This window comes from Candidatus Nitrosotenuis uzonensis (assembly GCF_000723185.1).
Classification (GTDB): domain Archaea; phylum Thermoproteota; class Nitrososphaeria; order Nitrososphaerales; family Nitrosopumilaceae; genus Nitrosotenuis; species Nitrosotenuis uzonensis.
Window position 1 is genome coordinate 349,441 of sequence record NZ_CBTY010000008.1, and the last position, 16,324, is coordinate 365,764.

At 41.0% G+C, this 16,324-nt stretch carries 16 protein-coding genes; 8 read left to right on the forward strand and 8 right to left on the reverse strand.

Annotation, left to right across the window (positions count from 1 at the left end):
• On the forward strand, positions 1-999 hold the full coding sequence (locus NITUZ_RS04610; protein ID WP_244443812.1) for a TrmB family transcriptional regulator: 999 nt from the start codon (positions 1-3) through the stop codon (positions 997-999).
• A 45-nt stretch (positions 1,000-1,044) separates the two neighbouring features.
• On the forward strand, positions 1,045-1,707 hold the full coding sequence (gene tpiA, locus NITUZ_RS04615) for a triose-phosphate isomerase (RefSeq protein WP_048195776.1): 663 nt from the start codon (positions 1,045-1,047) through the stop codon (positions 1,705-1,707).
• Here the strand turns inward: tpiA and NITUZ_RS04620 are convergent.
• Together NITUZ_RS04620 and NITUZ_RS04625 are read right to left on the reverse strand one after the other, a co-directional pair.
• On the reverse strand, positions 1,700-2,506 hold the full coding sequence (locus NITUZ_RS04620; RefSeq protein WP_048195778.1) for a hypothetical protein: 807 nt from the start codon (positions 2,504-2,506) through the stop codon (positions 1,700-1,702). The genes tpiA and NITUZ_RS04620 overlap by 8 nt on opposite strands.
• Positions 2,496-2,789 (reverse strand): hypothetical protein, encoded by a 294-nt coding sequence (locus NITUZ_RS04625; RefSeq protein ID WP_155991346.1) that lies wholly within the window; start codon positions 2,787-2,789, stop codon positions 2,496-2,498. Before NITUZ_RS04625 ends, NITUZ_RS04620 begins: the two co-directional genes overlap by 11 nt.
• A 131-nt stretch (positions 2,790-2,920) precedes the next feature.
• On the opposite strand from NITUZ_RS04625, the gene ppdK reads away from it, so the two are divergent.
• On the forward strand, positions 2,921-5,602 hold the full coding sequence (gene ppdK, locus NITUZ_RS04630) for a pyruvate, phosphate dikinase (protein WP_048195782.1): 2,682 nt from the start codon (positions 2,921-2,923) through the stop codon (positions 5,600-5,602).
• On the opposite strand, the gene NITUZ_RS04635 is transcribed toward ppdK, so the two are convergent.
• Together NITUZ_RS04635 and NITUZ_RS04640 are read right to left on the reverse strand one after the other, a co-directional pair.
• Positions 5,591-5,980 (reverse strand): response regulator, encoded by a 390-nt coding sequence (locus NITUZ_RS04635; protein WP_048195784.1) that lies wholly within the window; start codon positions 5,978-5,980, stop codon positions 5,591-5,593. The two genes, ppdK and NITUZ_RS04635, sit on opposite strands and share 12 nt — an antisense overlap.
• A gap of 227 nt (positions 5,981-6,207) precedes the next feature.
• The gene (locus tag NITUZ_RS04640; protein ID WP_048195785.1) at positions 6,208-7,557 is read right to left on the reverse strand and encodes a pyridoxal phosphate-dependent aminotransferase; all 1,350 of its coding nucleotides are present in this window, start codon (positions 7,555-7,557) and stop codon (positions 6,208-6,210) included.
• Positions 7,558-7,727: 170 nt separating this feature from the next.
• On the opposite strand from NITUZ_RS04640, the gene glnA reads away from it, so the two are divergent.
• The 3 genes from glnA to NITUZ_RS04655 all read left to right on the forward strand — a co-directional run bounded on the left by glnA (position 7,728) and on the right by NITUZ_RS04655 (position 10,471).
• Entirely contained in the window at positions 7,728-9,167 is a 1,440-nt protein-coding gene (glnA, locus tag NITUZ_RS04645; RefSeq protein WP_048195788.1) for a type I glutamate--ammonia ligase, read from the forward strand.
• 66 nt (positions 9,168-9,233) lie between these two features.
• Positions 9,234-9,791, forward strand: coding sequence for a CBS domain-containing protein (locus NITUZ_RS04650; RefSeq protein WP_048196102.1), 558 nt, complete (start codon positions 9,234-9,236; stop codon positions 9,789-9,791).
• Between the two features lie 164 nt (positions 9,792-9,955).
• On the forward strand, positions 9,956-10,471 hold the full coding sequence (locus NITUZ_RS04655; protein WP_155991349.1) for a hypothetical protein: 516 nt from the start codon (positions 9,956-9,958) through the stop codon (positions 10,469-10,471).
• On the opposite strand, the gene NITUZ_RS04660 is transcribed toward NITUZ_RS04655, so the two are convergent.
• The 4 genes from NITUZ_RS04660 to NITUZ_RS04675 form a co-directional block, all read right to left on the reverse strand.
• Positions 10,468-10,971, reverse strand: coding sequence for a hypothetical protein (locus NITUZ_RS04660; RefSeq protein WP_155991352.1), 504 nt, complete (start codon positions 10,969-10,971; stop codon positions 10,468-10,470). The genes NITUZ_RS04655 and NITUZ_RS04660 overlap by 4 nt on opposite strands.
• Positions 10,972-11,025: 54 nt before the next feature.
• Positions 11,026-11,520, reverse strand: coding sequence for a winged helix-turn-helix transcriptional regulator (locus NITUZ_RS04665; protein WP_048195795.1), 495 nt, complete (start codon positions 11,518-11,520; stop codon positions 11,026-11,028).
• Between the two features lies 1 nt (position 11,521).
• Positions 11,522-11,914, reverse strand: a complete 393-nt coding sequence (locus NITUZ_RS04670; RefSeq protein ID WP_155991355.1) for a hypothetical protein — start codon at positions 11,912-11,914, stop codon at positions 11,522-11,524.
• Positions 11,915-11,975: 61 nt separating this feature from the next.
• A complete protein-coding gene (locus tag NITUZ_RS04675; RefSeq protein ID WP_048195801.1) occupies positions 11,976-13,022 on the reverse strand; it encodes a hypothetical protein in 1,047 nt (348 codons plus the stop codon).
• A gap of 108 nt (positions 13,023-13,130) precedes the next feature.
• Between NITUZ_RS04675 and NITUZ_RS04680 the strand changes: the two genes are divergently transcribed.
• Positions 13,131-13,799 (forward strand): hypothetical protein, encoded by a 669-nt coding sequence (locus NITUZ_RS04680; RefSeq protein ID WP_048195804.1) that lies wholly within the window; start codon positions 13,131-13,133, stop codon positions 13,797-13,799.
• A 130-nt stretch (positions 13,800-13,929) separates the two neighbouring features.
• Positions 13,930-16,188 carry a hypothetical protein gene (locus NITUZ_RS04685; RefSeq protein WP_048195807.1) on the forward strand — a complete coding sequence of 753 codons (2,259 nt, stop codon included), beginning with the start codon at positions 13,930-13,932 and terminating at the stop codon, positions 16,186-16,188.
• Positions 16,189-16,324: the final 136 nt, after the last annotated feature.

A 16,324-nucleotide genomic window follows, 5' to 3' on the forward strand; every position in this document is an offset into this window, starting at 1 on the left:
ATGTCATTCTTAAATTCATCGTCGGAATCCTTCTCGGAGTTAATTACCCATGAGATATCAAGCGAGGTTACGGGGAAAATGTCTGTTCGAAAAAAACAGAGAATATCGTTAATACACAACAAGGGGATCGACTCTATGGACACGGAGGACCCCCAGAGCATAGAGGAGTTTAGTAAAATACAAACTCCATACTATGAGGAACTTTCTTCTCAGCTTTCATCCATACTGGGACTAGACGAACTTGAAACTAGGATTTACCTAAATCTTTTGAGAACCGGACCTATCACAGCTAGCGCATTATCAAAAGAGATGAATGTCGACAGGGCAAAAACATACAGAATGGTAGACAAACTCTCAAGCATCGGAATAGTTTCTATTTCATTCTCATCACCAAAGCTTTGCGTCGCAACGGATCCAGATGAAATACTCTCCATCACACTAAAGAAAAAAGAAGAGGAAATATCAAAGATAAAAAAAGATGGCAAAAACATCATCGAGAAGATCAAAAGCGTCAGCTCAAACGAATCCAAGTCAACTATGCCAACGTTTCGGATAATACAAGGAATTGAAAACATAACATCCCAGATAGAAAGAATGCTAGAAACTACAACTGATATTGTTTACTTTGTCACATCACTTGATGACGTATCAAAGTTGTATCATTCTGAGATTCCAGAGAAAATACGAATGGTGGAAAAAGCAGGAGGTAGGGTTCGCCTCATAATAGATGAGGCATCTCCGAAGATGCTACCATTTGTTAAAAGATTCTCTGCAAGCGAGGTAAGAATAGGAAAGCTTCCTTCAAAGGGAAGAATAGTGGTATCAAGAAGCTGTCCAATAACAGGAAAGCTGCTCATGTCAGATTCTGCAGTAAAGGGAACACTTCATGAGAATGTTGATGCCGAATGCGCACTGTTTACAAACTCTGAAGAAATGACAAATAACATTTTTACGCTATGCACTTTTATCTGGAAGGGTGCTACACCAGTAAATATCTGAGTCTAAAAACAATAAATACTCCAGTAATTCCATTTGAGCAAAGTCTTGTTTGTAATAAATTACAAAAACTATGAAGAGATATCAGGCTCAAAGGCAGCCAAGCTCGCCCAGATAGCAGACAAGATTGCAAAAAAACACCGTCTCAAAATAGCAGTAGCACCACCTCACCATCTTTTGGGCACGATTTGCAGATATTCAGGCCCAATTCTTGCCCAGCATGTAGACAATGCAAAGACAGGCAGCACTACAGGGTTTGTAGTACCAGAGCTTTTAAAAAAATCAAAAATCAGCGGCTCGCTGATAAATCACAGTGAGCATAGAATCGCACCAAAAGACATCGCAGGACTGGTGTCAAAGCTGAACGATCTTGGAATGATATCTATTGTATGCGTCAAAAATGTCGCTGAGGCTGCAAAATACTCAAAGCTAGGCCCTACATACATTGCAATAGAGCCACCAGAGCTAATAGGCTCCGGCAAAGCAGTTTCAACTGAAAGGCCAGAGCTAATAACAAAGGCCGTAAATGCCGTCAGAGCTGCAAGAAACAAGACAAAATTGCTGTGCGGAGCAGGTATAGTAAGTGGCCAAGACGTAAGAAAAGCAATGGAGCTTGGCTCAGATGGAATACTTGTAGCATCTGGAATAATAAAGGCAAAGAGCTGGAATAAGATAATCAACGAGTTTGCAAGTGCGATGAGGCCTATCTGAGATCATTTGGATTTGAGAATATGGTTTTTGGCTTTTCAAAGTATTTCATGTTATGATATACGCCAAAGGCAAACAACACGTATGCCCAAAAATAGCCAATATCAATCGGGTGCCCTATATCGTATGCAGAATCAATCTCTTCCATCATGAACAACATGTCTGCAACTACAAAACACAAAATTCCAACAAATATCGCAGTCCACAAAAAACCAACTTTACCTTCAAAAAACAACATAATGGCAATCATTGTGGGAACCATTATTATTGAATCTACGATGGGGTAAGATACCCCCATGATTATATCGAAACCTCTTGCGTCCCATTGAGACTTTTCAAACGATGCAAGGCTGATAGCCGTAGGCATAAAAATTGCAAGCGATACAAGAGCAGACATTGTTATTTTTTTGGCATTCACCGATTTTGCAAATGGTTTGATATAAAAAACTGAGAAAATAGTAAAAAATACGTAGAACGAAAAATAAAAAAAGTCAGCCTCAGACGGCCACGGGTCCACATGCAGAATTTTATCATATATCATCCACATCTGTTCTGCAATAAAGCTTGATGCGACTGCAATCGAGAACGCCAGCCATGCCTTGCCATGCATTCCAGCAAAGCCAATTCTCTTCACATACAATACGGACAGTACCATAGGTATGCCGGGAATGATAACATACAGAATGCAATCAACAATCTTTGCAGTTGACGGGCCAATCAAGTTGACTATCATAACAACTGCCGCCACGGAAAACAGCGACATCGGGATTTTTCTTCGCAGTGTGTCTTGCTCAGCTGACAAATTTTGTCAACCTTGTTTGAAATGATTCAATCTTTGGAGTTATGCTTAGCTGTTCCAGATCATCAAGTATTTGATTGACAATGTTTTTGGCAGATGCGCCATATGCCTCACTTAGTATGTCCAAGAGGTATTCTGGATGCTCCAGACATTTATCAAAATAGCAGCCGTATTTTTCTTGTAATCTATTACCCACAAGATCGCATGTCTGCTTGCTTATACTAAAGAGTCTCTTTTCGACTATAAGGTGTATGACGTCACGTTCAATTTCGTCGCTAATTCGCACCAATGACTTTCATTGTTATGCAAATAGATAACTTTTTCAACTGCCATTTAGCATCGTCGATCTCTGAATTCCCATCTAAGGGGGATAAGCTTAAAACACCTTCCAATAGATAGAAAAATCCTGATAGAACAATGAAAATGGTATACTCTTTTGACGAAGGAGACGGTAAAAATAGAAAACTGCTAGGCGGAAAGGGTGCTGGTTTGTGCGAAATGACACAGTTAAAGCTGCCAGTACCACCAGGATTCACTATTACGACTGAAGTTTGTAAAGCATATTATCAGAATAACAAAAACCTTCCAAAGACACTATGGCCAGAAGTCAAAAAAAACATAGCAAAGCTTGAAAGAAAGACTGGAAAGAAATGGAACTCGAAGGAAAACCCGCTGCTTGTGTCGGTGCGTTCTGGCGCAGCAATCTCAATGCCAGGTATGATGGACACCATACTTAATCTGGGACTCAACGATACTACAGTGGAAGCGCTGGCAAAAAAAACTAGCAATCCAAGATTTGCATGGGATTCTTATCGCAGATTTGTTCAGTTATTTGGAAAAGTGGTCTTTGGTGTCAACGATAAAAAATTTGACGTGATTTTGGAAAATGCAAAAAACAAGCAAGGAGTTCACCTTGACAGCGATTTGAATGAACAATCCTTAAGAGAAGTAGTATCACAGTACAAAGATATTTGTCAGAAACATATGGGCCAGCCGTTCCCATCAAATCCAGACGACCAGCTTTTGCTTGCAATAAAGGCAGTGTTTAACAGCTGGATGGGCGAGCGCGCAGTAGTGTATAGAGAGAAAAACCATGTCACAAAAGACATTGCAGATGGCACGGCTGTGAATGTGGTAACAATGGTGTTTGGCAACATGGGCAATGATAGTGCCACAGGTGTGGTGTTTACGCGAAATCCCGGAGATGGTACCAATAAGATCTTTGGAGAGTATCTTGTAAACGCCCAAGGTGAAGATGTTGTTGCAGGCGTAAGAACACCCAAACCGGTAGATGAGATGAAAAATGAGATGCCAAAAAGCTATGAATTGCTACTGAAAACTTGCAGAAACCTTGAAAGACACTACAAAGAACCGCAAGACATCGAGTTCACCGTAGAGAGAGGAAAGTTCTACCTTCTGCAGACAAGGTCGGCAAAAATGAATGCAGCCGGAATGATAAAGACGTCAGTTGATATGGTAAAGGAAAAATTAATCACAAAGGATAGGGCGCTTCTCAGACTACAGGCAGACCAGCTGGAACAGTTACTACACAAGACGATAGACTATGAAAAAGCCAAAGATAGTAAAAAAGCGGCAAAAGGAATCGCTGCCTCGCCAGGAGCTGCAAGTGGAGTTGCAGTATTTGACGTAAAACAAGCAGTAGCCATGGGAGAGAACGGCGCCAAGGTCATACTGGTGAGAGAGGAGACAAAACCTGAAGATGTGCCTGCATTCTTTGCATCAGTTGGGATTCTGACAAGCAGAGGGGGCAAAACATCACATGCTGCCGTAGTTGCAAGAGGAATGGGCAAGCCATGCATAGTTGGATGTTCCGAGCTAAAAATCAATCAGGACGCAAAGATGGCAACAGTAGGCGATATAACAATAAGACAGGGGGATCAAATCACCATCGACGGAAGTCAGGGCGACGTGTATCTGGGTGATATTCCCACAATTGAGCCGCAAATTACTGATAACTTTAAGACTATACTAGAATGGGCCAAAAAAGCAAAAAAGATTGGAATTAGGGCAAACGCTGACACACCTGATGCAGCTCAGCTTGCAAGAAGATATGGTGCAGAAGGCATAGGCCTGTGCAGAACCGAGAGAATGTTCAATGCATCAGACAGGCTTGGTTTGTTTGTCAAACTAATCATGGCAAAATCAGTCGATGAAAGAAAACAACACCTTGAAAAGCTTCAAGAATTGCAAAAAAGCGACTTTATTCAGATATTGAAGGCAATGGAAGGATACAAGGTCACAATACGATTGCTAGATCCGCCACTGCACGAATTCCTGCCAAACCCAGAGGAGCTAATCAATAAAATACACAAGCTCGAAAAACAAGGAAATGCTCAAGAAATAGAAGAACTCAAAGTAATTCTCGCAAGAGCAAAGGAGCTTGCAGAAATCAATCCCATGATGGGACATCGTGGAGTCAGGGTCGGCATCACATATCCTGAAATCTATGAAATGCAGATAAGAGCAGTCTTTGAGGCAGGAGCTGAGCTTGCAAAACAAAAAATAAATGCATATCCACAGATAATGATACCGCAAGTAGGAAGTATTACAGAACTAAACCACATAAGGCAAATCTATGAGAAGGTCAAGGCAGAAGTAGAATCAAAATACGGCCTGAAATTGAAGATAAATTTTGGAACCATGCTGGAAGTAGTACGTGCCTGCCTGACATCAGGCGAGCTTGCAAGCACTGCCGAGTTTTTCAGTTTTGGTACAAATGATCTTACACAGGCAGTGTTTAGCTACAGCAGAGAAGATGTAGAAGGCAAATTCCTCCCAGAATACATGGAAAAAGAGATTCTTGAGAGAAATCCATTCCAGACTGTAGACGTAAATGGTGTAGGAAGTCTTGTGAAAATAGCAATTTCCAACGGCAGAGCGTTAAAACCAGGCCTTGAGATCGGCGTTTGCGGAGAGCATGGCGGAGATCCCAATTCAATAAAGTTCTTCCATGGTGCAGGCGTTTCGTATGTAAGCGCATCCCCCCACAGAATCCCGATCGCAATAGTGGCAGCAGCTCAGGCAGCTATTCTGAACAAATCAAAGCCAAAGATCAAAGCAAAAAAATCACACAAGTGAGCGTATCTTTCGTTCCAGTTGCGATAAAGTGAATGGTTTTTCCAAGACAGCTATCTTGTCCACCAGATCATCTGTTTCATCTTCTAGTGCCCACCTTTGGTAGCCGGTTACGAAAAGTATCTTTTGTCGTGGATTTTTCTCCAAGATCTCTTTTGCCGCTCTGGCACCAGTCTTCTTTGGCATGTTATGATCAAGCAAAACTATGTCAAATGGCGACTCGTCAAGTGAGTCAAACTCTGTTTTTTTGAGCTGTTCCTTGTATTTTTTCACGCACTCTGCTCCATTCTCTACAGTTACCACTTTGTGACCATTCTTCTCCAAAAGCAGCCTATACTGTCGTGCGGCGAACTTGTTGTCTTCGGCAATCAAAATCCTCAATTTGACTTGGATTGTTCAAACAGGATTTTGAGAGCTAGTGTGTTCTATTCGAACAACATTTCAAAATTGTTCAAGTATGATTCATGCGCAAGCCTTTTTTTATTAGAATGCATATATGCACTAGGTTCATTCGGCGACCAATCACACCGAGATAGGACCGGCCAAACCAACTAAATCAAGTGAGGATATCCCAAGTCGGCCATGTTCTCTTGATATCCTCACTTTATTTATTGAGCGTGTGAGCTTTGTTTCTGTGCTATTATTGATGCTGCGTCTTTTTTCAGGTCAAGAATATACCGCTGAAGCATGTTTAGGCCAGCCACTAGCCTTGGTGCATTCTGTCTGACAAACTCTAATTTTTCAGATGTCGTGCTAGGTTTGCTTGCAATGTAGTTTTGCATTGCTTGTGCCCCGTTATAATCAACAAATGCAAGTCTGGCGCTAAAGTCAGTTCTTTCCAGCACCATGCTATCTCCTGCAACAATGGCAGTATGATACGGATGTACTATCAGCGATTCTGAAAACTGTTGCGAATTGTAGATCTTTTTTGTGTTAAAGTCAGGTACAAAATGGTTAAAGTTTGCAAGAAGGTAAAATGTAGCCTCCGGCTTTGTTGCCTTTATGCCATCAACTTCAAGTAACGTGTTGTATGTATACTCGCCCATGATTTGGTGAATTGCCCTTGTAACACTCAGATATTCGTCGATCTCACTGCTTTCTTCAAAGGCGGCTATGGCAGCATGCTGTATTGGAGTGGATGTGGCAGTATACTCTGTTGCAAGTATTTTTTTGAAGTTTTGGAGTATTTCAGAGGTATTTTTTGGAAAAATAACGTAGCCAAGACGATATCCTCCAGCAGAATGCGATTTTGATATTCCGTTTGTAACAAACGTTCCTTCCGGATAGATCTCGGCCATGCTGACAAATTCAGATATGTTATAGGTCGTCATAGCATAGATCTCATCTGATATTACCAAGACATCATACGTTCTGCAGACATCGGCAATTTCTTCAAGCTCAAGTCGCGAATACAACAATCCTGTAGGATTATTGGGATTGTTCAAAATCAGTATCTTTTGCCTGTCGTGTAAACGCAGTATAAGGTGTTCAAGATCCTTTGGATTTATCTTTCTGGCAGATGGTAACATGTGAAAGTTTTTTCTCAGAAATCGAATTTGTGGCAAGTATCCAAGCCATGCAGGCGTCGGCAGTATTACTGTGCCATGGAACAATTCGAGCAAATTGTAGATTAGCTCTTTTGTGCCGGGTCCAACACAGATGTCCTTTGGTTCCACATCAAGCCTGAAATATCTTTTGTTGTAATCTGAAATTGCTTTTTTTAGCTCCGGTATGCCAGAAGACTCAGCATACTGGCCCTTGTCGGCGTTTTTTGCAAGCGCATCCTGCATTATTTTCGGCACCGGGAACGGAGACTGACCAAATGCAAATCCATAGTAACCAAAATCGCATTCTTTATGCGAACAGTCCGAATGGAATTCTTTTAAAAACGTGTTTAGCTTTAGGTTTTCAGGCATTTCGATATCTTCGACCTGTTGGTCGATTACAAATTTGACCATACAGATAAAGCTTGGAATCGCTGGCATAAAAACAGTATCCATCTCAAATAATTACAATTGATTACAAACAATGACAGTTTTTGATATTTGTGAAATTATAACATGTAAGAGGGGCAGATTTTTAAGACGACGTGTTGAAAATTTTGCAAAATTAGGTGACAGTGCAAGTTTTGATTCACAATGATGTACTTGAAAAAATCGCTGAACAAAAAATATCTTATTTAAGCTTCTGGTTTACAGACATCTTCGGGGAATTGCATAGCATGAGTATGCCATCATACGCAATAGACAAAAATGCATTTTCGGATGGATTTGAAAAACTTGATGCCAGCTCCATCCGCGGATTTAGTTCAGTAAACAAATCCGATATGATATTAAAGCCGGATCCTGAGACATTCCGGATTCTTCCTCCAGACTATGATCAGAGGCGCAAAAATGCAAGGATGTTCTGCAATATTTATCAGGAAAACACAAACGAATCATCAAGATTCAGCAGAGATTCTAGAGCTGTCGTAGAAATGGCGGAAAAACAGACCCGAGAATTCGGCATAACGCATACATTTTGGGGTCCAGAAGTAGAGTTTTTTGTATTTGATTCAATAAGTGTCTATCCGTCCCAATACGGGGCAACTCACTCTTACGGCGGCTCTGGGTACTCCATTGAATCGGCCGAATCTCCATGGACAAAAAACATTAGCACTGCTATCGACATAAAGGAGGGATACTACCCATCGCAACCAAAGGATACCATGAGCAGCCTCAGAAAGGATATCTGCGATGATCTGTACGATTATTTTGGGATCAAAGTAGAGGCGGAGCATCACGAGGTAGCAACCTCCGGTCAGAGTGAGATAAATTTGCATTACGATAGGATGCTGCCTACTGCAGATGCAGTAACCACCACAAAAAATATAGTCAAAGTGAAGTCAAAAAGACAAAACAAAGTAGCTACTTTCATGTCAAAGCCCATTTATGGTGACAACGCATCTGCCATGCACATGCACCAGAGCCTATGGAATGAAGATACGAATCTTGTATACGAACCAAACGATAGTCAGGCAAACCTATCGCAGATGGGCAGGTACTACATAGGTGGACTGCTTGATCACGCATCATCGATTTGCGCAATTTCCAATCCAACCACTAATTCCTACAAAAGACTCGTTCCAGATTTTGAGGCGCCTGTAAATGTGTGCTGGGGAATCGGCAATAGATCAGCTGCAATAAGAATACCGATGTACATGAACAGTCATGGCAAAAGCAAGAGAATTGAGTATAGAGTACCAGACCCAACATCGAACATATATCTGCTCGAAGCGGCATTGCTTCTTGCAGGTCTTGATGGTATTAGAAGAAAGATCGACCCAGGCGATCCAGTAGAGCACAATATCTACAAGCTAACTCCAGAGCAGAAACGAAATTATGGAATCAGATCATTGCCACAATCATTAAAAGAAGCACTTGACTCACTTGGCTCTGACAACAAGTTTCTAGCCTCTGCATTCTCAACAGATCTGCTTGATGCATATTGCGAATCAAAATACAAAGAACATCGAATATTCTCCCAGACTCCTACAGCCTGGGAAGTGTCAATGTATGCGGACATCTAATTGTGTTTTTCTGCCTCATGCGCAATACGTAGCAAAATTCATAGCCATAGATTCACAAAAATCACCATGCTTCCGCGTCTTGATAGTATAAAGCAGGCACGAACCAAGATTGGCGTTACGCAAAAACAGTTAGCAAAGATGACAGGCGTGAGTACATCAATGATAAACCAGATAGAATCAGGGCGAAGTCAGCCAAGCTATGAGACTGCAAAAAGAATCTTTGATAGCTTGGCAACACTCGAAGGAAGGGCTGACCCTAACAAAGCAGGCGATATCTGCAGTAAGGAGATAGTAAAGATGAGACCAACAGATTCTCTTCACGATGCAATTCACAAAATGCGAAAGATGTCAATTAGTCAGATCCCGATTTTTAGCGGTTCAGAACCAGTTGGCATAATTACCGAGGATGGTGTCGTAAAACACCTTGCAGACAGTGACGAGTCATCATGGAAAAGTATTCAGCTTGCTGATGTGATGGAGGCAACACCACCCATAGTTGACTATCAAACACCTGCTCGAGCATTGGTGCCACTTGTTCGGTATTCAAAATGCATCCTCGTAGTAAAATCGCGTAAAATAATTGGGATCATAACTGCATCAGATACGCTAAAGATGTTAGAATAGTGGTAGATTTGTCAAATCTACCGGATCTGTTATTACCGATAATTGTAAATTCTACATACAGACCATTGGTGAGAATTAATGGTTATCCCTTCACTTTGTATTTCTCACCATTTTTTCTATTTTATGCCAACAGTTAAGTTGGACAGAATAGTATTTCCATTAAATTGAAGATCAGTTTTGTATTAATTGTAATTATTACCTTGTGCACACATGCTGCGTTTGCTCAGTCAGAGGAGATAGTGCAGACAGTACGTTCTGAGATGGTATCATCTGATGGAACGGTAAGAATACAACTTGAGAGCAACCTACCAAAAGAAAATACTCCGCTTATCATAACCATCAAGTTTTCCAACATTGCTACAGGTGCCACGTTACATGATGTTAACTACGATATTGTTGTGATGCAAAATGGTGAGCTTGTGCTATCTCAGATGGGCATGTATGCTGAAGACGGAATGGCGCAGCATGTTACAGCATCCCTTAACACAGACAACCATGTAGAAGTGATGATAGTACTACAGGGGATAGGAAGCCAGGCCCCATATTCCGGCCCCAAGGGTGAGATGATCGAGATAGTAATAGTACCAGAATTCGGACCAGTTGTGTTCTTGATTCTATTTTTAGCCACCATATTCATGCTGGCCACCTACAAGATTGCAGGTATCAAGGTCAGAATCTAGTTTACCTCAACTTTTTCTGGATGGAACGTTATCTCCATAGGCGTATTTTTGATTTTTCCTACTACGTGTACTAAAGGATAACCTGAGCTATCAGGCACATATACGCCATAATATGTTCCCTTGTTTGTCTTACTCTCAACTAGCCTTAGGAATGTTTTTTTGTCGTTGAGTACAACGTCGACTTCGAGTGATTTATTCAAGCCTGAGACTCCGTCAATGTTCTTTGCCACCACATGATTTGTATGCGCAGAATGATCTTCATGTGATTGAGATTTATCGTGTGATACATGATCGTGTGAATTGGCCATCTCCTTATCTGATGCAGTAGCTTTTGTCACCGTTATCTCTATTGCATTTTTCATTCCAGCTATCGGCGGCTCCTTTACCCAACCAACCTGGATTTTATAATCATCTACTACTTCAGATTTGTGTGCATACGCACCATATAATAGTCCAATGGAAATTAGTGCAACTGAGAACAGTAACAATAATTTGCTCAACAGTAACAGTAGATAATTTTCTTAATTAATGATTGTGGTAGAAATGTCAAAAAATCAGATGGAGCTAAAAATATCAGATATGTTGTTTGCAGTGTTTTCGATAAATGACGGTCTTTGTATTTCTACCAGCGAGCCTACAAGTGTGCTGTCAATTAGATGAAACATCATGTTGCCATTGTTAAAAATTCGCTCAACTAGTCCGTCATCACATAATGATTTGAGGCAAAGCGAAACTGTTCCTTGTGATTTTTTTGTTTCTGTCACAAGATCTTTGAAAGATGCATCACCACAAAGCAACTTCAATAGTATCGCAGCGGCGGTCTGATTTCGTAGATTCTTTATTATCATTGTCTGTTCTTTTTGCATTCCGCAAGGATAGATTCTTGCAACGCGTGGTGTACGCTCTATGAGAATCTTGCCAGACTGTTCTATTTTTGAGAGATGGTGGCTTAGAACGCCGTTTTTTAATCCCGTTAATCTCATTATCTCAGAATAACGAATTCCAGGATTGTTGTTAACCAGATCAATTATTTGCTCTGCTCGGTCCATCTTAGTCCCTCCTAAATACACCTAGTGAGAATATTCCAAGCATCCCTATAAGAAGTAAATGATTAATCTCACGCAATGAAAGCGCATCCAAATAAAATGTGAATGGCCAAGTTACATCAATTATAGAAACGACTTCGGCACAGATGAACATAGAGAATGCCAAGGCTGCGGTCGCAAGACGCTTTGTTCTGATTTTCACATATGCGTATAATGTTGAGACGGTCAGAAAGATTGCCAATGCAAGACCAGCAATATGAAGGCTAATGTGGGCTATATGAAATCCGTGGAATAAATTCGGCAGTATTACTGGCAGCAGCATTATTCCTATGGCGGCAAATATACTAAGTATGAATAGGTTTCCCTTACGCTCCACCAGATTCTCAAAAGTTGACAAACACCATACCATAGACTGTAAAAATTTAAAGAAACTGGTAGAATCATCAAAAAATAAAGAATTATGGCTTTGCAGCCGGGATTGGATTTACTGGTGTACCAGTCGCCCCTCCAGTAATTGAGTTGATTGCCGTAGCGATGTCTCTTAGGAAGTTAAAGATGTCCCAGTTATCCTGTCTTATAGTTCCGATTGCCTTTCTGACATTGGACGGATGTGTCGTGTCTGTAACACCTGCAGTAGAGTCGGGCCAATAGACACCATCCATAGTCGGAGAAAGACCAAATCCGCTGTTTACTGTGTGTGTCCTATTGTTGGTTCCAGCCGCACCTCCCGCATTGTTACCTCCAGACAAAGATAGTGTCTTGATGTTTTTGCCATCAATCCACATGTTGATGTTTGTCTTTCCTATGCCAGTGTCATTAAAGTAGTTGATCTGACCATATATGTGGTATAAAGTCAATCCAGACTCAGTGTAATACTGCCTAGTATTTTGCCTATATTGCAATCCAGAACCAGATTGCTCTGATGCACCTAGAGGTCTTAAGAACATACCAGTCCTAGAATCAACATATCCAAATGCACCACCTGCATTAGGAATGCAGTTAAAGGCATTTCCAGTTAATATGCCACTGGATTTTGTCCCAACTGGGCACCAAAAACCTGCAGTGCTTGAGCCAGGATTTGTTCCTCCAAACGCATGTTTAATTCCACCTGTGGTGGAGGATGCATTTGTTGTAGCAGCTACTAGTGTTGATGTAGGATAAAAATATGTATCAACTCTTAGTACTTTACCAACAGGACTGAAATCACTAGCTGCATATGCCGCAGATGTTTGATCTTTGTGTGCATTACTAAGTCGGATGTTGGATATGATATGAGTCATAGTGACTTCCAGATCATGGTACCCATCAACAAATGCAGGTTCAAACGTTTCTCCTATAACAAAACTCACAGTGTGATTTGCTGAAACTGTTGGAGTGCCTGCACCCGGTACAAACGTAAAGCTTGCATGACCGAATGCATCAGTGGATGTCGAAAGTGTTACAATTGTAACTAATGTCAGCATCGCCAGTATTATTTTGAAGTTTTTAGTATTGGTTGCATTCATTTTGTAATTAGTCAATTTGTCATCTATTAAACAAAATTGGTAGAATTTTAAAAGAAGTTTTAGAATTCTACTAGAAATGATATATTCACAAATTTTTCAATATTTCCAATGAAAACTATAGACACACGTCTGTTAATCGCTATTGTTGCAACGGCAGGGGCGTTAGGAAGTTTTACCTATCACTATGCTACTGCCAGTCACGGTTTTGAATCAGGCGTATCTGGCTCTTCACTTCCAACTGCAGTTACGGTTTCTCTTGCAGGGCAGGTTATGAGACCTGGGGATTATTTTCCTCTTGCAGACTATAGTCCAAACTATGTTGCAGGGCACCTCTTAGTGAGAATACCATGTGATAACAATGCAGTTCCACTTGTAACTCCAGTGGCAGGTCACGTAGATGAGCTTCCAGAAAGGACATGGGTTGCTCCTGCACAGCTAAACTACATACCTCATGCTTCCAAACCAGGAGACACATGTGTATATCATTCCCATATTCCTGCAATAGATTTGACAGAGGTAGGCAATCCCGGAGCTCCAAGAATAACTGACATAGGGCTATTAAATCAGGGAAAAAAGAACGTGGTATTTAGAACCGCAAATGCAATGTCATTTACATTGCTCAATGTTTTAGGCGACATAAATCCACCAAATCACTACGGTCCTGGAGGATTTGCAAAGGACATTCCGGGTTCAATATACCTTAACACACCAACATTCCCGCCAACGAATCAAGACAATCCAAATCCAAGCTTTGATCAACCTCACAATCACGGTTAATCAAGCAAATTTTCTTTTTATTTTTGATTAGATTACGATGCTAGTATAAGAATTTGAAAAATAATTTGGAAAAATATGTTTTAGAGTTCTACTAGAAACTTTATCAGTTTAGCAGAATTTTTTTTTTGTATTGAAGGAAAAGGCAGAGTACACACCTATTATGATTAGTGCCATTGTTCTAGTTGGATTTACGATAATATTAACATCGTCAGGTATGCTATTTGCAGATGCTGAAACAATAATAAAAAATTGCGAGGGGTGTCTTAACAATACAAATACGCAAATACTCACGATTTTTAATTTTCAGACAGAAGCCAATCCATTTCTTGCGGGCAATGCCGCATTTCTTATAATGCCAAACCCATACTCCCATACAACAAACTCTACAGACTATCTAGATCTTAACACATGGTTCAACTTTGTCGTGTCAGATAACGACCAATTTGATAGCGATCCAACGTTTGGAATAATCGAGCTTAAAGGAGTCAATAATGGAACCTATAGTATATGGCAGATAAAGGGAAGTCCCGGATTTGGTATGGCACCATATCCAGAGGCATCAGATGACATACTTGGGACGACTGGTTTTTCATACATTACACAAACATATGTTAATTTTACTACAAGTACGACGACAATAGCACCTCCACCCGTTAACAGCACTATATTGGGCAAGTTCAGTACCGGTGGCGCAAAGATAAACGGCGTTCCAATCTCATCTGCAAACGATTTACCCCCCGCAATGCAAATCACCACAAGTCAAAAAATCACGACCACCCCTCCCATTCCAGTCATATTCACATCCAGTATGTCCGGAAACGCCAGTCCAAGTACGCTAATTGGCACACTTGGGATACCTACGTACTCGGCTCCAACTGGGATTGGGTTATCAGACAACACCGGATTTATACCCCCAGTATTCGTTGCGCCAGTTGCTGGAGGAGGCAAATTCATAATTTCTCCAATAATAGATGAAGTTTCGCCTGGCTTGAACATAGTGCTTAGAATGGACAATGTAGACCAAGGTACAGCACATCACTTCATCAAGGCAATCGATCTTCCAATGAACACTCAAGGTACCAACGTTGGCATTGTAGCCAAAGTCGATACCGCAAATCCAACAGGTGTTCCAATACCGTCAGGAAATGTCGCATTATTTTTAGAATTTCAAGAGACCGGAGATGTGGATTTTGGCGATCCCGATGTATTTTCTAACAACCCCACAATTCACTTTAATGTGGAAAAGGACGGAACGTCGTGTCCTACAGGAGTGGTGCTTTATCTCTTAGAGTCAGGTCACTGGCACGAGGTAACCCCAAGCCCAGTACGAAACCCAAGTGGCGATACATCACATACTTGTGCATATAGCTCTACAGTAGAGCATTTTTCATCATACTTGGTCGGAACCGGATCTGCCGGACACTCCCATCAAGATACCGATCATAGCTCCCATAGTTCCCACTCAGAAAGCCACTCTGAACATTCTAGTCATAGTGGGCATGGAAGTCACGCTCACGGAGAAGGGCATGATGGGCACAGTGGGTACCACATCATAACTCAACAATTAAACATTTTTGAAATCGAATATGATCTGTCAAAAGCAATTGCACGCATAATTGTAGGAACGACTGGCAGGGCAGATGACCTTCAGGTGTTAATTTACTCAAGAGAGGGAGGTATCAGATCAGCAAATCTTGCAAAGGACCAGCCATTTCTGACTGGACTTTTCCAGCAAAATATGAAAAAGTATGTTTTCGAAGTACCATTACATCCAAAGGAAACATTCTTCAGAGTTGCAGTGGATGACAAGGATTACAATCTCAACCAATCAGTGATGATAAAGGGTTTAACAGGAAAAATCATCCCATGGTTTGCAAATTTGAGCGAAGGTGCTGACCACGACATTCATGATGTACATGATGCTCATACTTCCACCATACGAGATACCGGATTTGAAATAAAATTTAACGGCGGAACCAAAGTGCTCACATACAACAATATGGACTTTCCAATAAAATATGAAATGGCAGGCGCTATAATAGGTTTGGAAGTAAATGAAGAGTCAAAGTCAGTCACACTCTTACTAGAATATGTGGCAGGAGGCGAGTTAACTCTAAGAATACCCCGTACATTAATTGATGCAATTGATGACAACTTTGTTGTATTTGCATCTGCTTCGCCGCAGAAACAGATAGACTATGACATCATAAGTTCGACTTCAGATTATTACACATTAAAAATGAATCTGCCTGAAAATACACGCACGTTGACCATCGTAGGATCCAAAGTAGTGCCTGAATTCGGCACGCTTGCCATACTAGTATTAGTATCAGCACTCTTTGCAGTATTGATTAAAACTAGTAACAGATTCACTAGTAGATTTAGCTAATCAACCAGATTGATTATTAGCAAACACACCAATATAGAGCGTGCGGGAAAGCAGTGCCTATGGTGCGGCTGTCATACTGCTTTCTTGCATTCTTTGAATATTGTTTGTTTTTCCTAATTGGAAAAAACACGGGAGT

Bases quoted from the DNA above. Each gene is read 5' to 3' on its own strand.
- NITUZ_RS04665 (WP_048195795.1), bottom strand. From the start codon at position 11,520: ATGGACCGAGCAGAGCAAATAATTGATCTGGTTAACAACAATCCTGGA.
- NITUZ_RS04610 (WP_244443812.1), top strand. From the start codon at position 1: ATGTCATTCTTAAATTCATCGTCGGAATCCTTCTCGGAGTTAATTACC.
- ppdK (WP_048195782.1), top strand. From the start codon at position 2,921: ATGAAAATGGTATACTCTTTTGACGAAGGAGACGGTAAAAATAGAAAA.
- NITUZ_RS04640 (WP_048195785.1), bottom strand. From the start codon at position 7,557: ATGGTCAAATTTGTAATCGACCAACAGGTCGAAGATATCGAAATGCCT.
- NITUZ_RS04680 (WP_048195804.1), top strand. From the start codon at position 13,131: ATGAAAACTATAGACACACGTCTGTTAATCGCTATTGTTGCAACGGCA.
- NITUZ_RS04675 (WP_048195801.1), bottom strand. From the start codon at position 13,022: ATGAATGCAACCAATACTAAAAACTTCAAAATAATACTGGCGATGCTG.
- NITUZ_RS04650 (WP_048196102.1), top strand. From the start codon at position 9,234: ATGCTTCCGCGTCTTGATAGTATAAAGCAGGCACGAACCAAGATTGGC.